This window comes from Pseudomonas bananamidigenes (genome assembly GCF_001679645.1).
Classification (GTDB): Bacteria; Pseudomonadota; Gammaproteobacteria; order Pseudomonadales; family Pseudomonadaceae; genus Aquipseudomonas; species Aquipseudomonas bananamidigenes.
This window is the reverse complement of record NZ_LRUN01000087.1, coordinates 16,394-35,549: the sequence shown is the minus strand read 5'-3', so window position 1 is coordinate 35,549 and position 19,156 is coordinate 16,394. Positions and strand designations below refer to the sequence as shown.

The 19,156-nt window shown below is 61.6% G+C and carries 20 protein-coding genes; 9 read left to right on the top strand and 11 right to left on the bottom strand.

All coding sequences use genetic code 11. From position 1 onward, the window contains the following. The first annotated feature begins 240 nt into the window (after positions 1-240). Positions 241-429 (top strand): hypothetical protein, encoded by a 189-nt coding sequence (locus BBF94_RS25345; RefSeq protein WP_065261673.1) that lies wholly within the window; start codon positions 241-243, stop codon positions 427-429. Between the two features lie 116 nt (positions 430-545). Here BBF94_RS25345 and BBF94_RS25340 read toward each other — a convergent pair whose 3' ends face one another. From BBF94_RS25340 to BBF94_RS25310, 7 genes are all read right to left on the bottom strand, one after another. Beyond that, on the bottom strand, positions 546-1,088 hold the full coding sequence (locus BBF94_RS25340) for a DUF2058 domain-containing protein (protein WP_065261672.1): 543 nt from the start codon (positions 1,086-1,088) through the stop codon (positions 546-548). A gap of 26 nt (positions 1,089-1,114) precedes the next feature. After that, the gene (gene mazG / locus BBF94_RS25335) at positions 1,115-1,957 is read right to left on the bottom strand and encodes a nucleoside triphosphate pyrophosphohydrolase (RefSeq protein WP_065261671.1); all 843 of its coding nucleotides are present in this window, start codon (positions 1,955-1,957) and stop codon (positions 1,115-1,117) included. Further along, complete coding sequence (gene relA / locus BBF94_RS25330; RefSeq protein WP_065261670.1) at positions 1,954-4,197, bottom strand: GTP diphosphokinase; 2,244 nt, start codon at positions 4,195-4,197, stop codon at positions 1,954-1,956. The genes mazG and relA overlap by 4 nt, the downstream gene beginning before the upstream one ends. Before the next feature lie 124 nt (positions 4,198-4,321). Beyond that, entirely contained in the window at positions 4,322-5,674 is a 1,353-nt protein-coding gene (gene rlmD, locus BBF94_RS25325) for a 23S rRNA (uracil(1939)-C(5))-methyltransferase RlmD (RefSeq protein ID WP_065261669.1), read from the bottom strand. Next, positions 5,674-6,576: a cysteine synthase CysM gene (gene cysM / locus BBF94_RS25320; RefSeq protein ID WP_065261668.1), complete on the bottom strand. Its 903-nt coding sequence runs from the start codon at positions 6,574-6,576 to the stop codon at positions 5,674-5,676. Before cysM ends, rlmD begins: the two co-directional genes overlap by 1 nt. A 140-nt stretch (positions 6,577-6,716) precedes the next feature. Beyond that, the gene (locus BBF94_RS25315) at positions 6,717-8,141 is read right to left on the bottom strand and encodes a sensor histidine kinase (RefSeq protein WP_065261667.1); all 1,425 of its coding nucleotides are present in this window, start codon (positions 8,139-8,141) and stop codon (positions 6,717-6,719) included. Continuing rightward, a complete protein-coding gene (locus tag BBF94_RS25310) occupies positions 8,128-8,850 on the bottom strand; it encodes a response regulator transcription factor (protein WP_065261666.1) in 723 nt (240 codons plus the stop codon). The genes BBF94_RS25315 and BBF94_RS25310 overlap by 14 nt, the downstream gene beginning before the upstream one ends. A 217-nt stretch (positions 8,851-9,067) precedes the next feature. On the opposite strand from BBF94_RS25310, the gene BBF94_RS25305 reads away from it, so the two are divergent. Both BBF94_RS25305 and BBF94_RS25300 read left to right on the top strand, forming a co-directional pair. Beyond that, positions 9,068-11,821, top strand: a complete 2,754-nt coding sequence (locus tag BBF94_RS25305; protein ID WP_065261674.1) for a response regulator — start codon at positions 9,068-9,070, stop codon at positions 11,819-11,821. Positions 11,822-11,904: 83 nt separating this feature from the next. Continuing rightward, entirely contained in the window at positions 11,905-12,894 is a 990-nt protein-coding gene (locus tag BBF94_RS25300) for a 2-hydroxyacid dehydrogenase (protein ID WP_065261665.1), read from the top strand. A gap of 4 nt (positions 12,895-12,898) precedes the next feature. Here the strand turns inward: BBF94_RS25300 and BBF94_RS25295 are convergent, their stop codons facing one another. Continuing rightward, entirely contained in the window at positions 12,899-13,351 is a 453-nt protein-coding gene (locus BBF94_RS25295) for a hypothetical protein (protein ID WP_065261664.1), read from the bottom strand. A gap of 133 nt (positions 13,352-13,484) precedes the next feature. Between BBF94_RS25295 and BBF94_RS25290 the strand changes: the two genes are divergently transcribed. Continuing rightward, positions 13,485-13,919, top strand: coding sequence for a hypothetical protein (locus tag BBF94_RS25290; RefSeq protein ID WP_065261663.1), 435 nt, complete (start codon positions 13,485-13,487; stop codon positions 13,917-13,919). Continuing rightward, positions 13,919-14,323 (top strand): META domain-containing protein, encoded by a 405-nt coding sequence (locus tag BBF94_RS25285; protein ID WP_065261662.1) that lies wholly within the window; start codon positions 13,919-13,921, stop codon positions 14,321-14,323. The genes BBF94_RS25290 and BBF94_RS25285 overlap by 1 nt, the downstream gene beginning before the upstream one ends. A gap of 162 nt (positions 14,324-14,485) precedes the next feature. Here the strand turns inward: BBF94_RS25285 and BBF94_RS25280 are convergent, their stop codons facing one another. Then, the gene (locus BBF94_RS25280; RefSeq protein ID WP_065261661.1) at positions 14,486-14,953 is read right to left on the bottom strand and encodes a TlpA disulfide reductase family protein; all 468 of its coding nucleotides are present in this window, start codon (positions 14,951-14,953) and stop codon (positions 14,486-14,488) included. A 114-nt stretch (positions 14,954-15,067) separates the two neighbouring features. On the opposite strand from BBF94_RS25280, the gene arsC reads away from it, so the two are divergent. Genes arsC through BBF94_RS25265 form a run of 3 tightly spaced genes read left to right on the top strand, consistent with a single transcriptional unit; the run spans position 15,068 to position 16,441 of the window. Continuing rightward, positions 15,068-15,421: an arsenate reductase (glutaredoxin) gene (gene arsC, locus BBF94_RS25275; RefSeq protein WP_011335489.1), complete on the top strand. Its 354-nt coding sequence runs from the start codon at positions 15,068-15,070 to the stop codon at positions 15,419-15,421. Next, the gene (gene wrbA, locus BBF94_RS25270) at positions 15,418-16,014 is read left to right on the top strand and encodes an NAD(P)H:quinone oxidoreductase (RefSeq protein WP_065261660.1); all 597 of its coding nucleotides are present in this window, start codon (positions 15,418-15,420) and stop codon (positions 16,012-16,014) included. Before arsC ends, wrbA begins: the two co-directional genes overlap by 4 nt. A 1-nt stretch (position 16,015) precedes the next feature. Further along, the gene (locus BBF94_RS25265; RefSeq protein ID WP_065261659.1) at positions 16,016-16,441 is read left to right on the top strand and encodes a DUF2069 domain-containing protein; all 426 of its coding nucleotides are present in this window, start codon (positions 16,016-16,018) and stop codon (positions 16,439-16,441) included. Positions 16,442-16,585: 144 nt separating this feature from the next. On the opposite strand, the gene BBF94_RS25260 is transcribed toward BBF94_RS25265, so the two are convergent. Together BBF94_RS25260 and ttcA are read right to left on the bottom strand one after the other, a co-directional pair. Next, positions 16,586-17,260 carry a DNA-3-methyladenine glycosylase I gene (locus tag BBF94_RS25260; protein ID WP_065261658.1) on the bottom strand — a complete coding sequence of 225 codons (675 nt, stop codon included), beginning with the start codon at positions 17,258-17,260 and terminating at the stop codon, positions 16,586-16,588. Positions 17,261-17,391: 131 nt separating this feature from the next. Continuing rightward, a complete protein-coding gene (gene ttcA / locus BBF94_RS25255; RefSeq protein WP_065261657.1) occupies positions 17,392-18,216 on the bottom strand; it encodes a tRNA 2-thiocytidine(32) synthetase TtcA in 825 nt (274 codons plus the stop codon). A 289-nt stretch (positions 18,217-18,505) separates the two neighbouring features. On the opposite strand from ttcA, the gene BBF94_RS25250 reads away from it, so the two are divergent. Further along, positions 18,506-19,108, top strand: a complete 603-nt coding sequence (locus BBF94_RS25250) for a Yip1 family protein (protein WP_065261656.1) — start codon at positions 18,506-18,508, stop codon at positions 19,106-19,108. Positions 19,109-19,156: the final 48 nt, after the last annotated feature.

Below are 19,156 nucleotides of genomic sequence, written 5' to 3'. Positions count from 1 at the left end.
ACTCCGCAATCGCTGGCAAGCCAGCTCCCACAGGGTTCTTTGGAGCGTCTGAAGATGAAACTTCTGTCATGCAACTTACCGCCCTGCGACCGAATGTCGCGGATTTGGCGGGCTCCAGGACTGTTACAGATTTCGCAAGGATACGTTGCACGAATCAAGCGTTTACTTAGCAGGCTAACAAATTCTATAAAAAAGCCCTGCACACGCCTTGCTGCAGATAACAGAGATTGGAGCTAGCAGATGACTGTAAAAGTAACTGAACGCGACGATTCACACATGTCCCATGAAGGCGTAGCCGCCGGCGTACGGATCTGGGATGTGCATCAACAAGACTTGCTGGTCGGCATGTTCCACAACGAGACCGATGCCCACAACTACAAGGCCGAACTGGAACTGCTGGAACAGCAGCGGGATCTGAAATCCGCCTGACCCGAAACCACAGCATTGAAAACGACGAACCCCGCCATTGGCGGGGTTCGTCGTTATCGGGCTTCATCAGGGCCGCTTCGCGACCCGACGGGAGCAGGCTCTCTCGCCACAGACAGTTACCACATCAGGTCGTCAGGAATCACGTACGCCGCGTACGGATCATCCTCTGCTGCGACCTCTTCGACCTTCTCGTTCAACTGCACGATGCGCTGCGGGTCGCGCTCCTGAATTTTCAAGGCCGCCTCGCGGGGGATCACTTCGTAGCCGCCGGCATGATGCACGATGGCCAGCGAACCGCTGCTGAGCTTGTTGCGCATCAGCGTGTTGACCGAGATGCGCTTGACCTTCTTGTCGTCGACGAAGTTGTAGTAGTCCTCGGTGGTCAGCTTCGGCAGACGCGAGACTTCGATCAACTGCTTGACCTGCGCAGCGCGGGCCTTGGCCTCGGCCTTCTCCTGCTGCTGGCGGTTCAGCTCCTGGTCGCGCTTGACCTTCTCGGCCATGGCTTCCTGGGCTGCGCGCTGCTGGGAGTCGTCCAGCTCGATCTGGCCTTTGTGGGCCAGGCGCTGTTGCTTCTGTTTTTCCTTGCTGACCTGCTTGGCCTGCTTTTGGTTGACCAGTCCTGCCTTGAGCAACTGGTCGCGAAGGGAAAGGCTCATTGATGCTTACTCACTTGGGCTGCGGCTCAGCCGCAGCTGGGCAAATTCTTTTCCTGACGTTTGGCTTCGCCCCACAGGGCGTCCAATTCTTCGAGGGTGCAATCTTCCATGGGTCGGTGGGTGTCACGCAATGCCTGTTCGATAAAACGGAAGCGTCGTTCGAACTTGCCATTGGCGCCGCGCAACGCGGTTTCCGGATCGACCTTCAGATGCCGGGCCAGATTGACCACGGAAAACAGCAGGTCACCGATCTCGTCGGCCACCGCTTCAGGATCATTCTCGGACATGGCCTCGAGCACTTCATCGAGCTCCTCGCGCACCTTGTCCAACACCGGCAACGCGTCCGGCCAGTCGAAACCGACCTGCCCCGCGCGCTTTTGCAATTTGGCCGAACGGGACAAGGCCGGCAACGCAGCGGGCACATCATCGAGCAGCGACAGTTGCTGCGGCTCGGCGGATTTCTCGGCACGCTCTTCGGCCTTGATCTCCTCCCAACGCTGCTTGACCTGATCTTCGCTCAGGCGCGGTACATCCAGCGGCGCATACAGATCGCCGGTCGGGAAGACGTGCGGATGACGGCGAATCAGCTTGCGGGTGATGCTGTCGACCACCCCGGCGAATTCGAACCGCCCTTCTTCCCGGGCCAGTTGGCTGTAATACACCACCTGAAACAACAGATCGCCCAATTCACCCTGCAAGTGATCGAAGTCGCCGCGCTCGATGGCGTCGGCGACTTCATAGGCTTCCTCGAGGGTGTGCGGGACGATGGTTGCATAGGTCTGCTTGATGTCCCACGGGCAACCGAACTGCGGGTCACGCAGTCGGTTCATCAGGTGCAACAGGTCTTCAAGGCTGTAGGTCGATTTCATGGAGTCCGGTTACGCCGCGTCTCGATGATGTTCGGCAACTGGGAGATCCGCCCCAGCAACCGCCCCAGTGCGTCCAGTCCCGGAATCTCGATGGTCAGGGACATCAGTGCAGTGTTGTCTTCCTTGTTCGAGCGGGTGTTGACCGCCAGCACGTTGATCCGCTCGTTGAGCAGCACCTGCGAAACGTCACGCAGCAGACCGGAACGGTCGTAGGCACGGATGACGATGTCCACCGGATAGGTGAGCACCGGCACCGGCCCCCAGCTGACCTGGATGATCCGCTCCGGCTCACGCCCGGCCAGTTGCAGCACCGAGGCGCAGTCCTGACGGTGAATGCTCACGCCGCGGCCCTGGGTGATGTAGCCGACGATCGCATCGCCCGGCAACGGCTGGCAGCAGCCGGCCATCTGGGTCATGAGGTTGCCGACGCCCTGGATCTGGATGTCGCCGCGCTTGCCCGGCTTGTAGCCGGTGGCCTTGCGTGGAATCAGTTCCAGCTGTTCGTTGCCGCGCTCCGGCTCGACCAGTTGCTGCACCAGGTTGACCAGTTGCGCCAGTCGCAGGTCGCCGGCTCCGAGGGCGGCGAACATGTCTTCGGCGGTTTTCATGTTGGCCTTTTCGGCCAGCTTGTCGAAATCCACCGCCGGCAGACCGAGGCGATTGAGTTCGCGCTCGATCAGGGTCTTGCCTGCCGCGACGTTCTGGTCGCGAGCCTGCAACTTGAACCAGTGAACGATCTTCGCCCGCGCCCGGGACGTGGTGACGTAACCGAGGTTCGGGTTCAGCCAGTCGCGGCTCGGGGTGCCGTGCTTGCTGGTGATGATCTCGACCTGCTCACCGGTCTGCAGGCTGTAGTTGAGCGGCACGATCCGCCCGTTGATCTTGGCGCCACGGCAGTTGTGACCGATTTCGGTATGCACGCGGTAAGCGAAGTCCAGCGGTGTCGCGCCTTTCGGCAAGTCGATGGCGTGACCGTCCGGGGTGAAGATGTAGACCCGGTCCGGTTCGATATCGACCCGCAGCTGCTCGGCCAGACCACCGATGTCGCCCAGTTCTTCGTGCCACTCGAGCACCTGACGCAGCCAGGAGATTTTCTCTTCATAGTGGTTCGAGCCGGACTTGACGTCGGTGCCCTTGTAACGCCAGTGCGCGCAGACGCCGAGTTCGGCCTCTTCATGCATGGAATGGGTACGGATCTGGACTTCCAGCACCTTGCCCTCAGGACCGATCACCGCCGTGTGCAGCGAGCGGTAGCCGTTCTCTTTCGGGTTGGCGATGTAGTCGTCGAATTCTTTCGGGATGTGCCGCCACAGGGTGTGGACGATGCCGAGCGCGGTGTAGCAGTCGCGCATTTCCGGCACCAGTACCCGCACGGCGCGCACGTCGTAGATCTGGCTGAATTCCAGCCCCTTGCGCTGCATTTTGCGCCAGATCGAATAGATGTGCTTGGCCCGGCCGCTGATGTCGGCATCGACACCGGTGGCCTGCAATTCGTCCTTGAGCTGGGTCATCACATCAGAGATGAAGCGCTCGCGGTCGAGCCGCCGCTCGTGCAGCAGCTTGGCGATCTGTTTGTATTGGTCAGGCTCCAGGTAACGGAAGGACAGGTCCTCCAGTTCCCACTTGATATGACCGATGCCGAGCCGGTGGGCCAGTGGCGCATAGATGTCGAACACTTCCCGGGCAACCCGGTTGCGCTTCTCGTCGTCGGCGGTCTTCACCGCACGGATCGCGCAGGTGCGTTCGGCAAGCTTGATCAGCGCGACGCGCACGTCGTCGACCATCGCCACCAGCATCTTGCGCAGGTTTTCCACCTGACCCTGGGTGCCCATCACCATCGACTGGCGCGGGCTGAGGCTGGCACTGATCGCCGCCATGCGCTGCACGCCATCGATCAGCTTGGCGACCACAGGCCCGAAGCGCTGGCTGACCGCCGCCAGCTCGATCTGACCTTCGCGTACGCCACGGTAAAGCACCGCCGCGACCAGCGAATCCTGATCGAGCTTGAGGTCAGCGAGAATCTCGGCGATCTCCAGGCCGGTGCTGAAACTGCCACTGCCTTCGGACCAGAGATTGTTCGCCGCATTGGACTGTTGCTCGGCCTGTCGAGCGTACTCACAGGCCTCCTTCAAGGCTTCGCGATCCAGTGCCAGATCGACACTGACCGCATGATCGAGCCAAGCCTCGAGATTGATACTGCCGTCGGTGTTGATCGGCTGGTGTGCTCTCACCTGTACCATCTTGCTTTACCTTCCCTACGACGCAGACTCAATGCGTCAAATCACTGACCTTGATTGCCCGTTTGCACTCGCGGGGCTCAGACGAGTGCTGCACGGGCCGATCAGTCGGATCAGACGAGCCATCCTAGCTCGCTTCAAATAACGCCATGGCCTCGACATGCGCCGTCTGAGGAAACATATCGAGAATCCCGGCACGTTTTAACCGGTAGCCCTGTTTGATCAATTCGACCGTATCGCGCGCCAGAGTTGCAGGGTTGCACGATACATACACCAACCGCTCGGCACCCAGGGTCGCGAGCTTGCGCACCACCTCGAAAGCACCGTCACGCGGTGGGTCCAAGAGTACCGCAGAAAAGCCGTTTCCGATCCATTCGGCATCGGTCAAAGGCTGGGATAAATCGGCCTGAAAAAACCTTGTGTTATGCAAATTGTTACTGGCGGCATTCAACGCCGCGCGATCGACCATGGTCTGCACGCCTTCGACCGCCACCACTTCACGTACGGATCCGGCCAGCGGCAAGGCAAAGTTGCCGAGACCGCAAAACAGATCGAGCACGCGCTCGTCCGCAGCCGGCTTCAGCCAGTCCAGGGCCTGGGCCACCATGGCTTCGTTGACGCCGGCGTTGACCTGGATGAAATCTCCCGGGCGATACGCCAGATCCAGCCCCCACTGTTGCAGACGGTAGCCCAGCGACTGGGTGGCATCGACCGGTTGCGGTTCGCCTTCGCCATGCAGCCACAGTTGCGCTTCATGGTATGCACAAAAATCCTTGAGGATCGTCAGATCGGTCTCGGACAGCGGTGCCATGTGGCGCAGCAGCACGGCCAGGGACGAACCGCTGAACAATTCGACATGCCCCAGGGCCTGAGGCTTGCTCAAGCGACGAAGCATCTCCGGCAGACGGGTCATGATCGGCTGCAAGGGCTGTACCAGCACCGGGCATTCACTGATCGCAACGATGTCCTGACTGCCGGCGGCACGGAATCCGACCTCAAGCGTTCTGGCCTTGCTGTCCCAGCGCACGGCAATACGGGCGCGGCGACGGTAGCCGAATTCCGGACCGGTCAGCGGCGCGGCCCATTCTTCGGGTTCGACGCCGGCGACTCGCGACAATTGCTCGGCGAGCATGCGCTGTTTCAGGGCGAGCTGTTCGTCATGGGACAAATGCTGGACGCTGCAACCGCCGCAGCGCCCGGCGTGCTGACAAGCTGCCGGGCGACGCAATTCGCTGGCGGTGAACACACGCTCGGTGCGCGCCTCGACCACTTTGCCATGGGCACCGAGCACGCGGGCCTCGACCTCTTCACCCGCCAGGGCGCCGAGGACGAACCAGGTTTTTCCTTCAAAAAACGCGATGCCGCGACCGTCGTTGGCCAGGCGCTCGATCTTCAAGCGCTGCTTTTTGCCGGTCGGGAGTTGCGGGGCCTTGCTGCCGCCGGTGGGCTGGAAGCGCAGGCCTCTATCGTGCTTTGCCATCAGTTGGCCGCGTCGAAAATGCCGGTCGACAGGTATCGGTCGCCACGGTCACAGATGATCGCGACGATCACCGCGTTCTCGACTTCTTTGGACAGACGCAACATCGCCGCCACCGCACCGCCCGAGGACACACCGCAGAAGATGCCTTCTTCCCGGGCCAGACGTCGGGTGACGTCCTCGGCTTCGCTTTGCGCCATGTCGACGATACGGTCGACGCGGTCGGCCTGATAGATCTTCGGCAGGTATTCCTGCGGCCAGCGGCGGATACCGGGAATGGCCGAGCCTTCCATCGGTTGCAGGCCGATGATCTGTACCTTGTCGCTCTGCTCTTTCAGGTAACGCGACACGCCCATGATGGTGCCGGTGGTCCCCATGGAGCTGACGAAATGGGTGATGGAGCCCTGGGTCTGACGCCAGATTTCCGGGCCGGTGGTGGTGTAGTGCGCTTCGGGATTGTCGCCATTGGCGAACTGATCCAGCACCTTGCCACGGCCTTCGGCTTCCATCCGCTGGGCAAGATCGCGAGCGCCTTCCATGCCCTCTTCCTGGCTGACCAGAATCAGCTGAGCGCCATAGGCGGTCATCGCTGCCTTGCGCTCGGCGCTGGAGTTGTCCGGCATGATCAGGATCATCTTGTAACCCTTGATCGCGGCGGCCATCGCCAAGGCGATTCCGGTATTGCCCGAGGTCGCCTCGATCAGGGTATCGCCGGGACGGATCTGCCCGCGCAATTCGGCACGGGTGATCATCGACAGCGCCGGACGGTCCTTGACCGAACCCGCCGGGTTGTTCCCTTCGAGCTTGAGCAACAGGGTGTTGCTGGTGACACCGGGCAGGCGCTGCAAACGCACCAGCGGCGTGTTGCCGACGCAATCGGCGATGGTTGGGTACTGCAAGGTCATGGCGTTTTTTCGCAATCCGGACAGCGGGGGCGCCTATCATACCGGCAAACCTGCGCGGCCCATATCACGCAAAGTGTGATGCTTATGGTTTCTTGGAATAAGCAGTAAAAGTCGAGCCGGTGGTGGGATTTTTTTGCTGCTCACACAATTCGCGGGAGACTCATGTCCAGTGTGGGCGCTGGCTTGCCAGCCAAGGCGTCGGAATCGGCGGCGCTGTCATCCGCCACCAACCGCAAATTCACTCGTAATCCCGCCTGGCCGTTCTCTGCCCATAAAGTCCCGCCTTGGCGCTGTACCGCATTCCTCGCAATGCTCAACCCCAGACCGAAACCACCATCTCCCGGCCGCGAACCGTCGAGTCGGGTGAACGGCGAGAAGATCCGTTCCAGATCCTCTTCGGCTACACCACCGCCCTCGTCCTCCAGCCACAGATGCCAGTAGCCCCCGGCACGCCGGCCATCCAGCCGGACGATACCGTGCGGTGGCGAATGACGAATGGCGTTACGCAGGATGTTCTCCAGCGCCTGGGCCAGGGTATTGAGGTTGCCACGCACCCAGCACGAAGAGTCCACCGAGCAGTGCAATTGCAGCGTCGGCCAGCCGCTTTCATAGCAGGCGTCATCGGTGAGCATCTCCCACAACGCCTGGACCTGGATCGCTTCGTCCGGCAACGGCGAACGTTCGGTTTCGAGCCAGGCCAGTTGCAGGGTGTCTTCCACCAGCCGCTGCATGCCATCGACTTCACGACCGATGCGCTCGCGCAACGACAGCAGATCCTGCTCGCCGTCACTGGCTACCCGCAGGCGACTCAGGGGCGTGCGAAGTTCGTGGGACAGGTCGCGCAACAATTGCTGTTGCAGGGCAACGGTCGATTGCAGGCGTTCGGACATCGAATCGAAGGCCCGGGCCAACTCGCCCAGTTCGTCCGGACGCCGCGTGATGCCACCCGACAGACGCACATTCAATTGATCGGCACGCCACGCATTGGCCTGCTCGCGCAGGTTGTTCAGTGGCACCACCAGCAAGCGATACAGCCCCACACACAGCAGCAACGTGAACAGGCCGGGAATCACACCGTTGGTGATCACTCGCCAGAACACCCGGTACTTGCCCGGCACGAATCGTTCAGGCAACTCGACGACCAGGCTGCCGGCGGACGGCTCCGTGGGAAATGGCACACGCAGCCATGGTCGCCCCTTCTTGTGGATCGGCCAGTCCAGCCCGCGCAGAAAGGTCAGACGCTGGATTTCCTGCGCGCTCAAAGGATCGCTGCTCAGCGACTGCAAATTGCCGTTGATCACGCCGACCCACGCACGCTCGCGCAATTCCATGCCCTGCAACCAGCCATCGACACCTTTGCGCCCGCCCTGACGCCAGACTTGTTCGGCCTCGGCGGCATAACGGGTCAATGTGCCGCGTGCCTCATCGGAGAGGAACTGGTTGCGCTGCTCCATATACCGCCCCCAGGACCAGCTCAGCCAGATCATCAATAGACAGAACGCCACCAGCAGGCAGGCCAGTTTCCAGAACAGCGAATGCCGACCCGGCAGGTCAGACACTTTCATCGACGGCGCTCAGCATGTAGCCCTTGCCCCACACCGTGCGCACTTCCCGCTCGGTATAGCCGATCGATTTGAGCTTGCGGCGGATCTGGCTGATGTGCATGTCGAGACTGCGGTCGTGGGCCGCGTAGCCACGCTGAAGAACGTGCTGATAAAGGAAGGCCTTGCTCAACACCTCTTCATCATTGCGATTGAGGGTTTCCAGCAGACGGAATTCGCTGCGAGTGAGGCCGGCCGGTTGATCGCGGTAGAACACTTCGCACCGCTGATCGTCGAAATGCAGTCCTCCCGCCATCACAGGTTCTGTGAACGCAGTCGGACGCCGATCGAGCGCGACCCGGCGCAGAATCGCTTCGATCCGTACATGCAGTTCGGCCATGCTGAAGGGTTTGGGCAGATAGTCGTCGGCCCCCAGGCGAAAACCGCTGATGCGATCGGCCTCCGCCCCCAGCGCCGACATCAGCAGCACCGGCGTGGAATGACTCTGACGCAACTGAGTCAACAGGTTCAGGCCGTCGAGGCCCGGTAACAGGATGTCCATCAACACCACATCGAACGCCTGACGCCGGGCGACGCTCAAACCCTCGTTGCCGTTGCGGCACCAGGTCACCTGAAAGCCACTGCGCCCCAGTTGCTCATGGACATAGGCACCGAGTACGGGATCGTCCTCGATGGAAAGAATGCGTGGCTGGCCAACAGAGACAGGAGTCATGACTATCTGCAAATAGTTCTCAGTTGGGTGATTATTCAAGATTGACCGCTGCCGGGCAACCCAAGGTTGACCTGTCGGACAAATGACTCGCGCCGGAAAAGACCGGTCACGACATCATTTTTCCCGGGAAGGCCCGCAAGCAAATCGCTACACTGCGCCCATGTCGCGTGCCGGAAGCACGTGTGAGTCAACGATCGGCGGGATGCGGGAGAAAGGCGTGCTCAAGAAACTGGGAATCAAAGGTCGCGTATTGTTGCTGACCCTGTTGCCGACCAGCCTGATGGCGCTGGTGCTGGGCGGCTATTTCACCTGGATGCAGCAGTCCGACCTGCAGTCCCAATTGATGCAGCGCGGGGAAATGATCGCCGAACAACTCGCGCCGCTCGTGGCGCGGGCCATGGGTCATGGCGATGCCGAATGGCTTGAGCGCATTGCCACCCAGTCCCTTGAACAACCCGACGTGCGCGCGGTGACCTTCCTGGCGCCCGACCGCTCGCCACTGGCCCACGCCGGCCCGACCATGCTCAATCAGGCCCCCAGCGGCGACAGCACGCAATTGCTGCGGCGCAGCGGCAACGATGCCACTCGCTATCTGCTGCCGGTATTCGGCAAGCACCGCAATCTGGCCGGCGAGATGATCCCTGAAGAGTCCGACCGGCTGCTCGGCTGGGTCGAGCTGGAACTGTCGCATAACGGCATGTTGCTGCGCGGTTACCGCAGCCTGTTTGCCAGCCTGTTACTGATCGCTGCGGGACTGGCCGGCGCCGCGCTGCTGGCGGTACGCATGGGCCGCACGATCAATCGCCCGATCAGCCAGATCAAGCAAGCGGTCGCCCAGCTCAAGGACGGTCATCTGGAAACCCGCCTGCCGCCGCTCGGCAGTCAGGAGCTGGATGAATTGGCGTCCGGCATCAACCGCATGGCCGGCACCTTGCAAAACGCCCGGGAAGAACTGCAACACAGCGTCGACCAGGCCACCGAAGACGTGCGCCAGAACCTGGAAACCATCGAGATCCAGAACATCGAACTGGACCTGGCCCGCAAGGAAGCCCTGGAAGCGAGCCGGATCAAATCCGAATTCCTCGCCAACATGAGTCACGAAATCCGCACGCCGCTCAACGGCATTCTCGGTTTCACCCACCTGTTGCAGAAAAGCGAACTCACCCCGCGCCAGCTCGACTATCTGGGCACCATCGAAAAATCCGCCGACAGCCTGCTGGGGATCATCAACGAAATCCTCGATTTCTCGAAAATCGAGGCCGGCAAACTGGTGCTCGACCACATCCCGTTCAACCTGCGCGACCTGTTGCAGGACACCCTGACCATCCTCGCCCCTGCCGCCCACGCCAAGCAGCTGGAACTGGTGAGCCTGGTGTACCGCGACACACCGCTGTCGCTGGTCGGCGACCCGCTGCGGCTCAAGCAGATCCTCACCAACCTGGTGAGCAACGCCATCAAGTTCACCCGCGAGGGCACTATCGTCGCCCGCGCCATGCTCGAAGAAGAACACGAAGACAGCGTGCAGCTGCGCATCAGTATTCAGGACACCGGCATCGGTCTGTCGAACCAGGACGTGCGCGCGCTGTTCCAGGCCTTCAGCCAGGCCGACAATTCGCTGTCGCGTCAGCCCGGCGGCACCGGTCTGGGGCTGGTGATTTCCAAGCGTCTGATCGAACAGATGGGTGGCGAGATCGGGGTCGACAGTACGCCTGGCGAAGGTTCGGAATTCTGGATCAGCCTGAGCCTGCCCAAGACCCGCGACGATGCCGAAGACCTGCCCGCCGCACCATTGCTCGGGCGCAGGGTTGCGGTGCTGGAGAACCACGAGCTGGCGCGTCAGGCATTGCAGCATCAACTGGAAGACTGCGGCCTCGACGTCACGCCGTTCAATACCCTGGAAAGCCTGACCAATGGCGTCACCGGCGCCCACCAGACGGATCAGGCCATTGACCTCGCGGTGCTCGGCATCACCAGCAATGACATGCCGCCGGAACGGCTCAACCAGCACATCTGGGACCTGGAACATCTCGGCTGCCGGGTATTGGTGTTGTGCCCGACCACCGAGCTGACACTGTTCCATCTCTCGGTGCCCAACCCTCACAGCCAGCTCCAGGCCAAACCGGCCTGCACCCGCAAGCTGCGTCGGGCGTTGTCGGACATGGTCAATCCACGGCCAATGCGCAGTGACCCCGGCGAACCCTTGTCGAGCCGTGCGCCGAAAGTGCTGTGCGTCGACGACAACCCCGCCAACCTGTTGCTGGTGCAAACCCTGCTCGAAGACATGGGCGCCAAGGTACTGGCCGTGGAAAGCGGTTATGCCGCCGTCAAGGCGGTGCAGAACGAATCCTTCGATCTGGTACTGATGGACGTGCAGATGCCGGGCATGGACGGGCGTCAGAGCACCGAGACCATCCGTCAGTGGGAAAGTGAACGGCATTGCACGCCGCTGCCGATCGTCGCCCTCACCGCCCATGCCATGGCCAATGAAAAGCGTGCCCTGCTGCAAAGCGGCATGGACGACTACCTGACCAAACCGATCAGCGAGCGGCAACTGGCCCAGGTGGTGCTGAAGTGGACCGGCCTTGCGCTGCGCAATCAGGCCCCGGACCGTGGGGGCGAAAGCCTGACGGGACAGCAGGACCTGCCGGTCCTCGATCACGAAGAAGGCTTGCGCCTGGCCGCCGGCAAGGCGGATCTGGCGGCGGACATGCTCGCCATGCTGCTGGCCTCGCTCGAGGCCGACCGCGAAGCCATTCGCGCTGCCCGCGACAGTCAGGATCAGAACGCTCTGCTCGAGCGGGTCCACCGCCTGCATGGCGCGACCCGCTACTGTGGCGTGCCGCAATTGCGCGCAGCCTGCCAGCGCAGCGAAACCCTGCTCAAGCAGGAAGACCCCAAGGCTTCCAGCGCTCTGGATGAACTGGAACGGGCGATCAATCGTCTGGCGGCACAAGCGAAGATCAGCGCCTGATCCACGGCAATGCCGAACCGCGTCGGCGCGGCTAAAGTTGACGCGGGTGAATCGCGCCCGCGTCGATGCTTCAGGAGAATTGCATGCGCACGATCGTTTTCAGCAGCCAGACCTACGACCGCGACAGCTTCCTCGCCGCCGACTGCCCGGCCGGCATCGAACTGCACTTCCAACCGGCCCGGCTCAGTCTGGATACCGCACCGCTGGCCGAGCGGCATGAAGTGGTCTGTGCCTTCATCAATGATGACCTCGGCGCACCTGTGCTGGAGCGTCTGGCAGCCGGCGGAACCCGGCTGATCGCGTTGCGCTCGGCCGGTTACAACCATGTCGATCTGGGCGCTGCCAAACGTCTGGGACTCGACGTCGTGCGGGTTCCAGCCTATTCGCCCCATGCGGTGGCCGAGCATGCGGTGGCGCTGATTCTTGCCCTCAACCGCCGGCTGCACCGGGCCTACAACCGCACCCGCGAAGGCGATTTCAGCCTGCACGGTCTGACCGGTTTCGATCTTATCGGCAAAACCGTCGGCATTGTCGGCACCGGCCAGATCGGCGCGACGTTCGCGAAAATCATGCACGGCTTCGGCTGCGAACTGCTGGCCTTCGACCCGTTCCCGAACCCGGCGGTGGAAGCCTTGGGCGCGCGTTATCTGAGCTTGCCGCAACTGCTCGAACAATCGCAGATCATCAGTCTGCATTGCCCGCTCAACGAACAGAGCAAACACCTGATCAACCGCCATTCGCTGGCGCACATGCGGCCCGGGGCGATGTTGATCAACACCGGGCGCGGCGGTCTGGTGGACACACCGGCGCTGATCGACGCCTTGAAGGACGGTCAGTTGGGCTATCTGGGACTGGACGTTTATGAAGAAGAGGCGCAGCTGTTTTTCGAGGACCGTTCCGACCTGCCATTGCAGGACGATGTACTGGCACGGTTGCTGACCTTCCCCAACGTGATCGTTACCGCGCACCAGGCATTCCTGACCCGCGAGGCGCTGGGCGCCATCGCCACGACCACCTTGCACAATATTGCGACTTGGGCGGCGGGATCACCGCAGAACCAGGTCGAAGGCTGAAACCTCAGTGAGGTCCGGTCGGGGATAGCGTGGACGCAAGAATCAGCAGCCCCAACCAGCCGAAACCGAAAAACCGCTGTTTGAGGGAGTGACCGCTGCGCAACAGGAACCAGACAAAGATCATCGGCATCAGGAACGCCATGATCTTCAACCAGCCTTCAACCGGACGCACGCCGTCGGCATTCAACTGAGGTATGGCCGCTCGCTCGGCCTGCTGTCGGCGCCGGCGACCGGCAGCGGCGGGTATGACTTTGGGTTCGGGGGCAGACGCAGGGGCTGCGGCGAACGTTTCAGGGACAGCCTTGTTGCGCGGCAGGCTGCCGAAGGAAATCGTCGACGCAGAGGCCGGTCGTGCCGCCTGTGCCTGTTCCTTCGCCATTGGAGCCCCACAATGAATGCATGCTGTCGCTTCGGAACTGATGTTCCGCTTGCATTCATAACATTCGATCAATGCCATGTTCCGTTCCTTAGAGAGGTTGGCGGCAGTTTGCCACGACTGCACGGCCGATTTGAACCGGATCGAAGGTCGCAAGCCCGGGTCATCCTGCAATCGCGCCCGTGCTAGCATGTCGCGCATATTTGGAGGACCCATGGTCGAACACGATTTCCGCTACACCCTGATGAACCCGCAACACACCCTCACCGAATGCCGCGCCCTGGTTCCGGGCCGTTATCAGGTCACCGGCAACGGCGGCTCGATCCGTATCGGCGATGTGCTGTTGGTGACCCTCAAAGGCAGCAAGGACCTGTCCATGCGCCTGACCGTCGAAACCGTGCGCCACCTGATCAATCCGCCGGGACAATGGACCGCCATGACCTCCGGCCCGGCGTTCGGTGAACTGGCGATCCATACCTGGCAGGTCAACTGCGACAGCTGCGCCAAAGAACTGAGCTTCGAATTCGCGGTAGATGCCAGACTCGGCAAAACGGCTGAAAAACCGGCCGCCACGGCACGCATCGCCGAACTGGGCTGGAAGGCCGTCGGCGACCGGCACCTGTGCCCGAAATGCCAGGAGCCGGCGTGATGAAGCATCTGGCCCTGACCGCCGCTGTGAGCGCCGGCCTGGTGGGTTGCGCCGCAGAGCCTGTGCAACTGCAACAGGACCGCAGCTACATACTGGAATGGATCGGCGAACGGCCGCTGATCGACTACAGCCACCTGACCGTGACCCTCGGCGAAGACGGCCGGGCGTATGGCAACGGTGGCTGCAACCACTGGTTTGCGCCCTATACCCTCGACGGTGACAGGCTCAGCTTCGGCAAGATCGGCAAGACCCGCAAATTGTGCGCGCCTGCGCTCATGGAGCAGGAACAGCGGTTCCTGCAGGCTTTGGAGAAAGTGCAGCGCTGGGACGTTTCCCCCATCGAGCAGATGCGCTTCTGGCCTGCCGAAGGCAAGCCGTTGCGCTGGTGGCTGGAAGAAGGCTGAGCCTTCGATCATTTCCACGTACAGCGCTTGATCGTTCCCACGCTCCGCGCGGGAATGCATCCAGTGACGCTCTGCGTCACAGCGGACGCGGAGCGTCCGGGGCGGCGTTACCACGCAGAGCGTGGGAACGATCAGCGAAGACCAGCGATCATCAAGTGCGAATCAGTTGGTGGCCTTCAACGCTTCAAGCTTTGCCATCACCCCCGCCGCCGTCTGCTCGCCCATCAACTGTTCACGCACCTTGCCCTTGTTGTCGATGATGTAGGTCACCGGCAAGGCTTCACTGCGCGGCAGCTCGAACAGGTCCGCCGGATCCTGCGCCAGCACGGTGAACCTGATGCCGAGTTTCTCGCTGGCAGCTTTCAGCTCTTCACCCTGCACATTGTCGAAGTTGACCCCGAACACACCGATCTTCTTGCCCTTGAGCTCATCGGCCAGATGATTGAGTTCCGGAATTTCCGTGCGGCACGGACCGCACCATTCGGCCCAGTAATTGAGTACGACCCATTGCTTGTCCAGGCGCTCGGAGGCGACCTTCTGCCCGTTCTGATCGATGCCATAGTCGTTACCGCAGCCCCCCAGCATCAACGCTCCGATGATCGTCAATGCCGCTGCCAGTGCCCGTGTCATGTCGTGTTCCTTGTAAAAAATTGAATGCGCCTGCGACCCATCGCCTCCCAAGGTTCTGGATTGCGCGCTGCACAGTTAGAATAGCCGCCACTTTACGCAAGAAGCGACCCGCCCATGACCGATCTGACGCTTTATCACAACCCGCGCTGCTCGAAATCCCGTGGCGCGCTCGAACTGCTCGAGGCCCGCGGCCTGACGCCAAACGTGGTGCGCTACCTCGAAACGCCGCTGGACGCCGCGCAGATCAAGGCCCTGCTCGGCAAGCTGGGGATCAGCGCCCGGCAACTGCTGCGCACCGGCGAAGATGAGTACAAAACCCTGAATCTGGCAGATGCCAGTCTCACCGAGAAACAATTGATCGAGGCGATAGCCGCGCATCCGAAGCTGATGGAGCGCCCGATTCTCGAAGCGGGCGACAAAGCCGTCATCGGCCGTCCGCCGGAGCAGATCCTGGAGCTGTTGCCGTGACTGCGCCGTACATTCTGGTCCTCTATTACAGCCGCAGCGGCTCGACCAACGAGATGGCCCGACAGATCGCCCGTGGTGTCGAACAGGCCGGCCTCGAAGCCCGCCTGCGCACCGTGCCGGCAATCTCCACCGAGTGCGAAGCGGTTTCGCCGGACATTCCTGACGAAGGCGCCCTCTATGCCACGCTGGATGACCTGAAGAACTGCGCAGGCCTGGCCCTCGGCAGCCCGACCCGCTTCGGCAACATGGCCGCACCGCTCAAGTATTTCCTCGACGGCACCAGCAACCTGTGGCTGACCGGCGCGCTGGTCGGCAAACCGGCCGGAGTGTTCACCTCTACCGCCAGCCTGCACGGCGGTCAGGAAACCACGCTGCTGTCGATGATGCTGCCGCTGCTGCACCACGGCATGCTGATCACCGGCCTGCCCTACAGCGAGTCGGCGCTGCTGGAAACCCAGGGTGGCGGAACGCCGTACGGCGCCAGCCATCACGCCGGGGCCGACGGCAAAAGCGGTCTTGATCAGCACGAAGTGGCGCTCTGCCGTGCATTGGGCGCACGTCTGGCCAAAACGGCCCTGAAACTGGGGAGCTGAGATGGCCAGAAAGCCGAAAGTCCTGCCTGCCGTCGAATGGCTGGAGCCACGGGTGCGGGCGATGCGGGTGATCAGTCTGCTGTGCTTTTTCGCTCTGGCCGGACTGCTCGCTGCGTATTACCTGGTGTTCGCTGACCTGCATGGCGCACGGCCGTGGGTGATTCTGCTGATCGAGCTGATCCCGTGGCTGGTGCTGGCACCGGGCATGATCGTGGGCAGCGCCCGCGGGCATTCGTGGATGTGCTTTGTGGTGAACCTGTATTTCATCAAGGGCGCACTGGCGGCGTATGACCCGAGCCGTCAGTTGTTCGGCGTACTGGAGATGATCGTCAGTCTGGCGGTGTTCTGCTCGGCGTTGCTGTATGTGCGGTGGCGGTATCAGTTGAATCGCAAACTGGCGGGCGAAGGCGAAATTTCCGTCGCCTGACACACCGCTATCTCCGAGATCGTTCCCACGCTCTGCGTGGGAATGCATCAAGAGACGCTCCGCGTCTCAGGGACGCAGAGCGTCCCGGGCGGCATTCCCACGCGGACGGTTCGACGCCTCGACGTGGGAACGATCACTCTGAGTTCAATGATTGACGGTGTACGCCAGCATCATCGAAATCTGGCTCATCGGCCGCCCGCCGCTTTCTTCGTGCCACTGATTGAATGCATTCTGCACCGTCGCCAGATCCCGCAGACTGCTTGGCACCTTGTCGACGATCTTCTGTGCATTCAACGCCGCAACCACGTCATAGCTCGGCACGAACGTGTCCTTGCCGACCATGCGCAGGAAGCGCGGCGCCGACAGCCCGCCCAATTGATGGCCGTGCTTTTTCAGATACGTCCACAAACCGACGATGTCGGTCACCGGCCAGTCGGCCAGCAATGCGCCGAAACTGCCCTTCTCTTTCTCGACATCCAGAATGAACTGCGCATTGCGCGGCACGCTTTTCAACTTGCCCAGATGACGGATGATCCGCGCATCCTGCATCAGCCGCTCCAGGTGCTCGGCGCTCATCAGCACGACTTTTTCCGGATCGAACCTGAAGAACACTTCTTCGAAGGCCGGCCACTTGGCGTCCACCAGACTGTGTTTGAGCCCGGCCCGGAACACCCGCAGGGCCATGGTCGAGAGGTAGCGGTCATCGCTGACCTGGCGCAGTTGCGCCGGGGTCTTGGGGACGGGCAGATGGGCTTCCAGTTCAGCCGCCGAACCGAAGCGGTTCAGACAGTATTCGTGCAGCCACTTGTAGTCGCGCATGCCCTCTCCTTTGAATGAAACGAAAAACCAATGTGGGAGCGAGCTTGCTCGCGATTGCGGTGTGTCATCCAGTTTTGATGCCGGCTGACACGACGCTTTCGCGAGCAAGCTCGCTCCCACAGTGACGGTGTTTACAGGTTTACGACATTGACGAAACGCGAAGCGGCGGTTTCATCAATCTTCAGGCTGGTGAAGTCGAACAGGTTGCGGTCGGCCAGTTGCGACGGCACCACGTTCTGCAGGCTGCGGAAAATGCTTTCGGTACGACCCGGGGTCTTGCGCTCCCAGTCCACCAGCATTTCCTTGACCACCTGACGCTGCAGGTTCTCCTGGGAACCGCAGAGGTTGCACGGGATGATCGGGAATTGCTTGAAGTCCGAGTAGGCCTGGATGTCTTTTTCGTTGCAGTAGGCCAGCGGACGGATCACCACGTTACGGCCGTCATCGGCACGCAGCTTCGGCGGCATCGCCTTGAGGGTACCGTTGAAGAACATGTTGAGGAAGAACGTCTCGACGATGTCGTCGCGATGATGACCGAGGGCCATCTTGGTCGCGCCGATCTCGTCGGCGAAGGTGTACAGCGTGCCGCGACGCAGGCGCGAGCACAGCGAGCAGGTGGTCTTGCCTTCCGGTATCAGTTCCTTGACCACCGAGTAGGTGTCTTTCTCGACGATGTGGTACTCGATGCCCAGCTCTTTCAGATAGGCCGGCAGCACATGCTCGGGAAAGCCCGGCTGCTTCTGGTCCATGTTCACCGCGACGATATCGAACTTGATCGGCGCAACCTTCTGCAGGTGCATCAGCACGTCGAGCATGGTGTAGCTGTCCTTGCCCCCGGACAGGCAGACCATGACCTTGTCGCCGTCTTCGATCATGTTGAAGTCGGTGACTGCTTCGCCGGCCAGACGGCGCAGGCGCTTTTGCAGTTTGTTCTGGTTGACCGTAAGAGTGCCCATGACGCGAAATCCGTGAGGTGTGACGAAAGGCGGGCATTTTACGCAAAAACACCGGGGTTGTGGCCACAGGTTGTCGCCCCCGCCGAAGCCCGCTCACACAGACCTCACCGCGATTACCCCGCCGGTTTACAGCGCGATTTGCTCTAAGACCCTGATACCTGTGCGGTTAAGTCCTTTCTATACTGCGACATAAGGTCGCACACAATCTGAAGACCTGTATTTGCTCGGCCGCATTGGCCCGTAGGCGCTCCGCTGGGGGGCGATGGCAATAACGAGAGGAGTGACTGGCATGATCCATCACGTAGTGGGACTTTTTACCCACCCCGATCAGGAATGGAAGGAAATCCGTGGCGACCAAGAGGAAAGCATCAGCCACATGTACCTGACGCACACGCTGATCCTGGCGGCGATCCCCGCCATCTCTGCGTTCATTGGCACGACACAGGTCGGCTGGGTGATCGGCAATCGCGCACCGGTGATGCTCACCGTCGAAAGCGCGTTGTGGATGACCATCATGTCGTATCTGGCCATGCTGGCGGGCGTCGCGGTCATGGGGGCCTTCGTGCACTGGATGGCCCGCACCTATGACGCCAACCCGAGTCTGGCCCGCTGCGTGGCGTTCGCCACCTACACCGCGACACCTTTGTTCGTCGGCGGGCTGGCGGCGCTGTATCCGCACATGTGGCTGGGAATGATCGTCGGCACGGCGGCCATCTGCTACACGGTGTATCTGCTGTATGTGGGTCTGCCGACCTTCATGAACATTCCGTCCGACGAGGGCTTCCTGTTTTCCAGCTCGGTGCTGGCGGTGGGACTGGTGGTGCTGGTCGCCATCATGGCGTTTACCGTGATTGTCTGGGGACTGGGCGTGGGGCCCGTCTATACGAACTAGAGCGCTTTACCGCCGAGAAGAACAAGATCCGCCAACACAGGCCGCCGC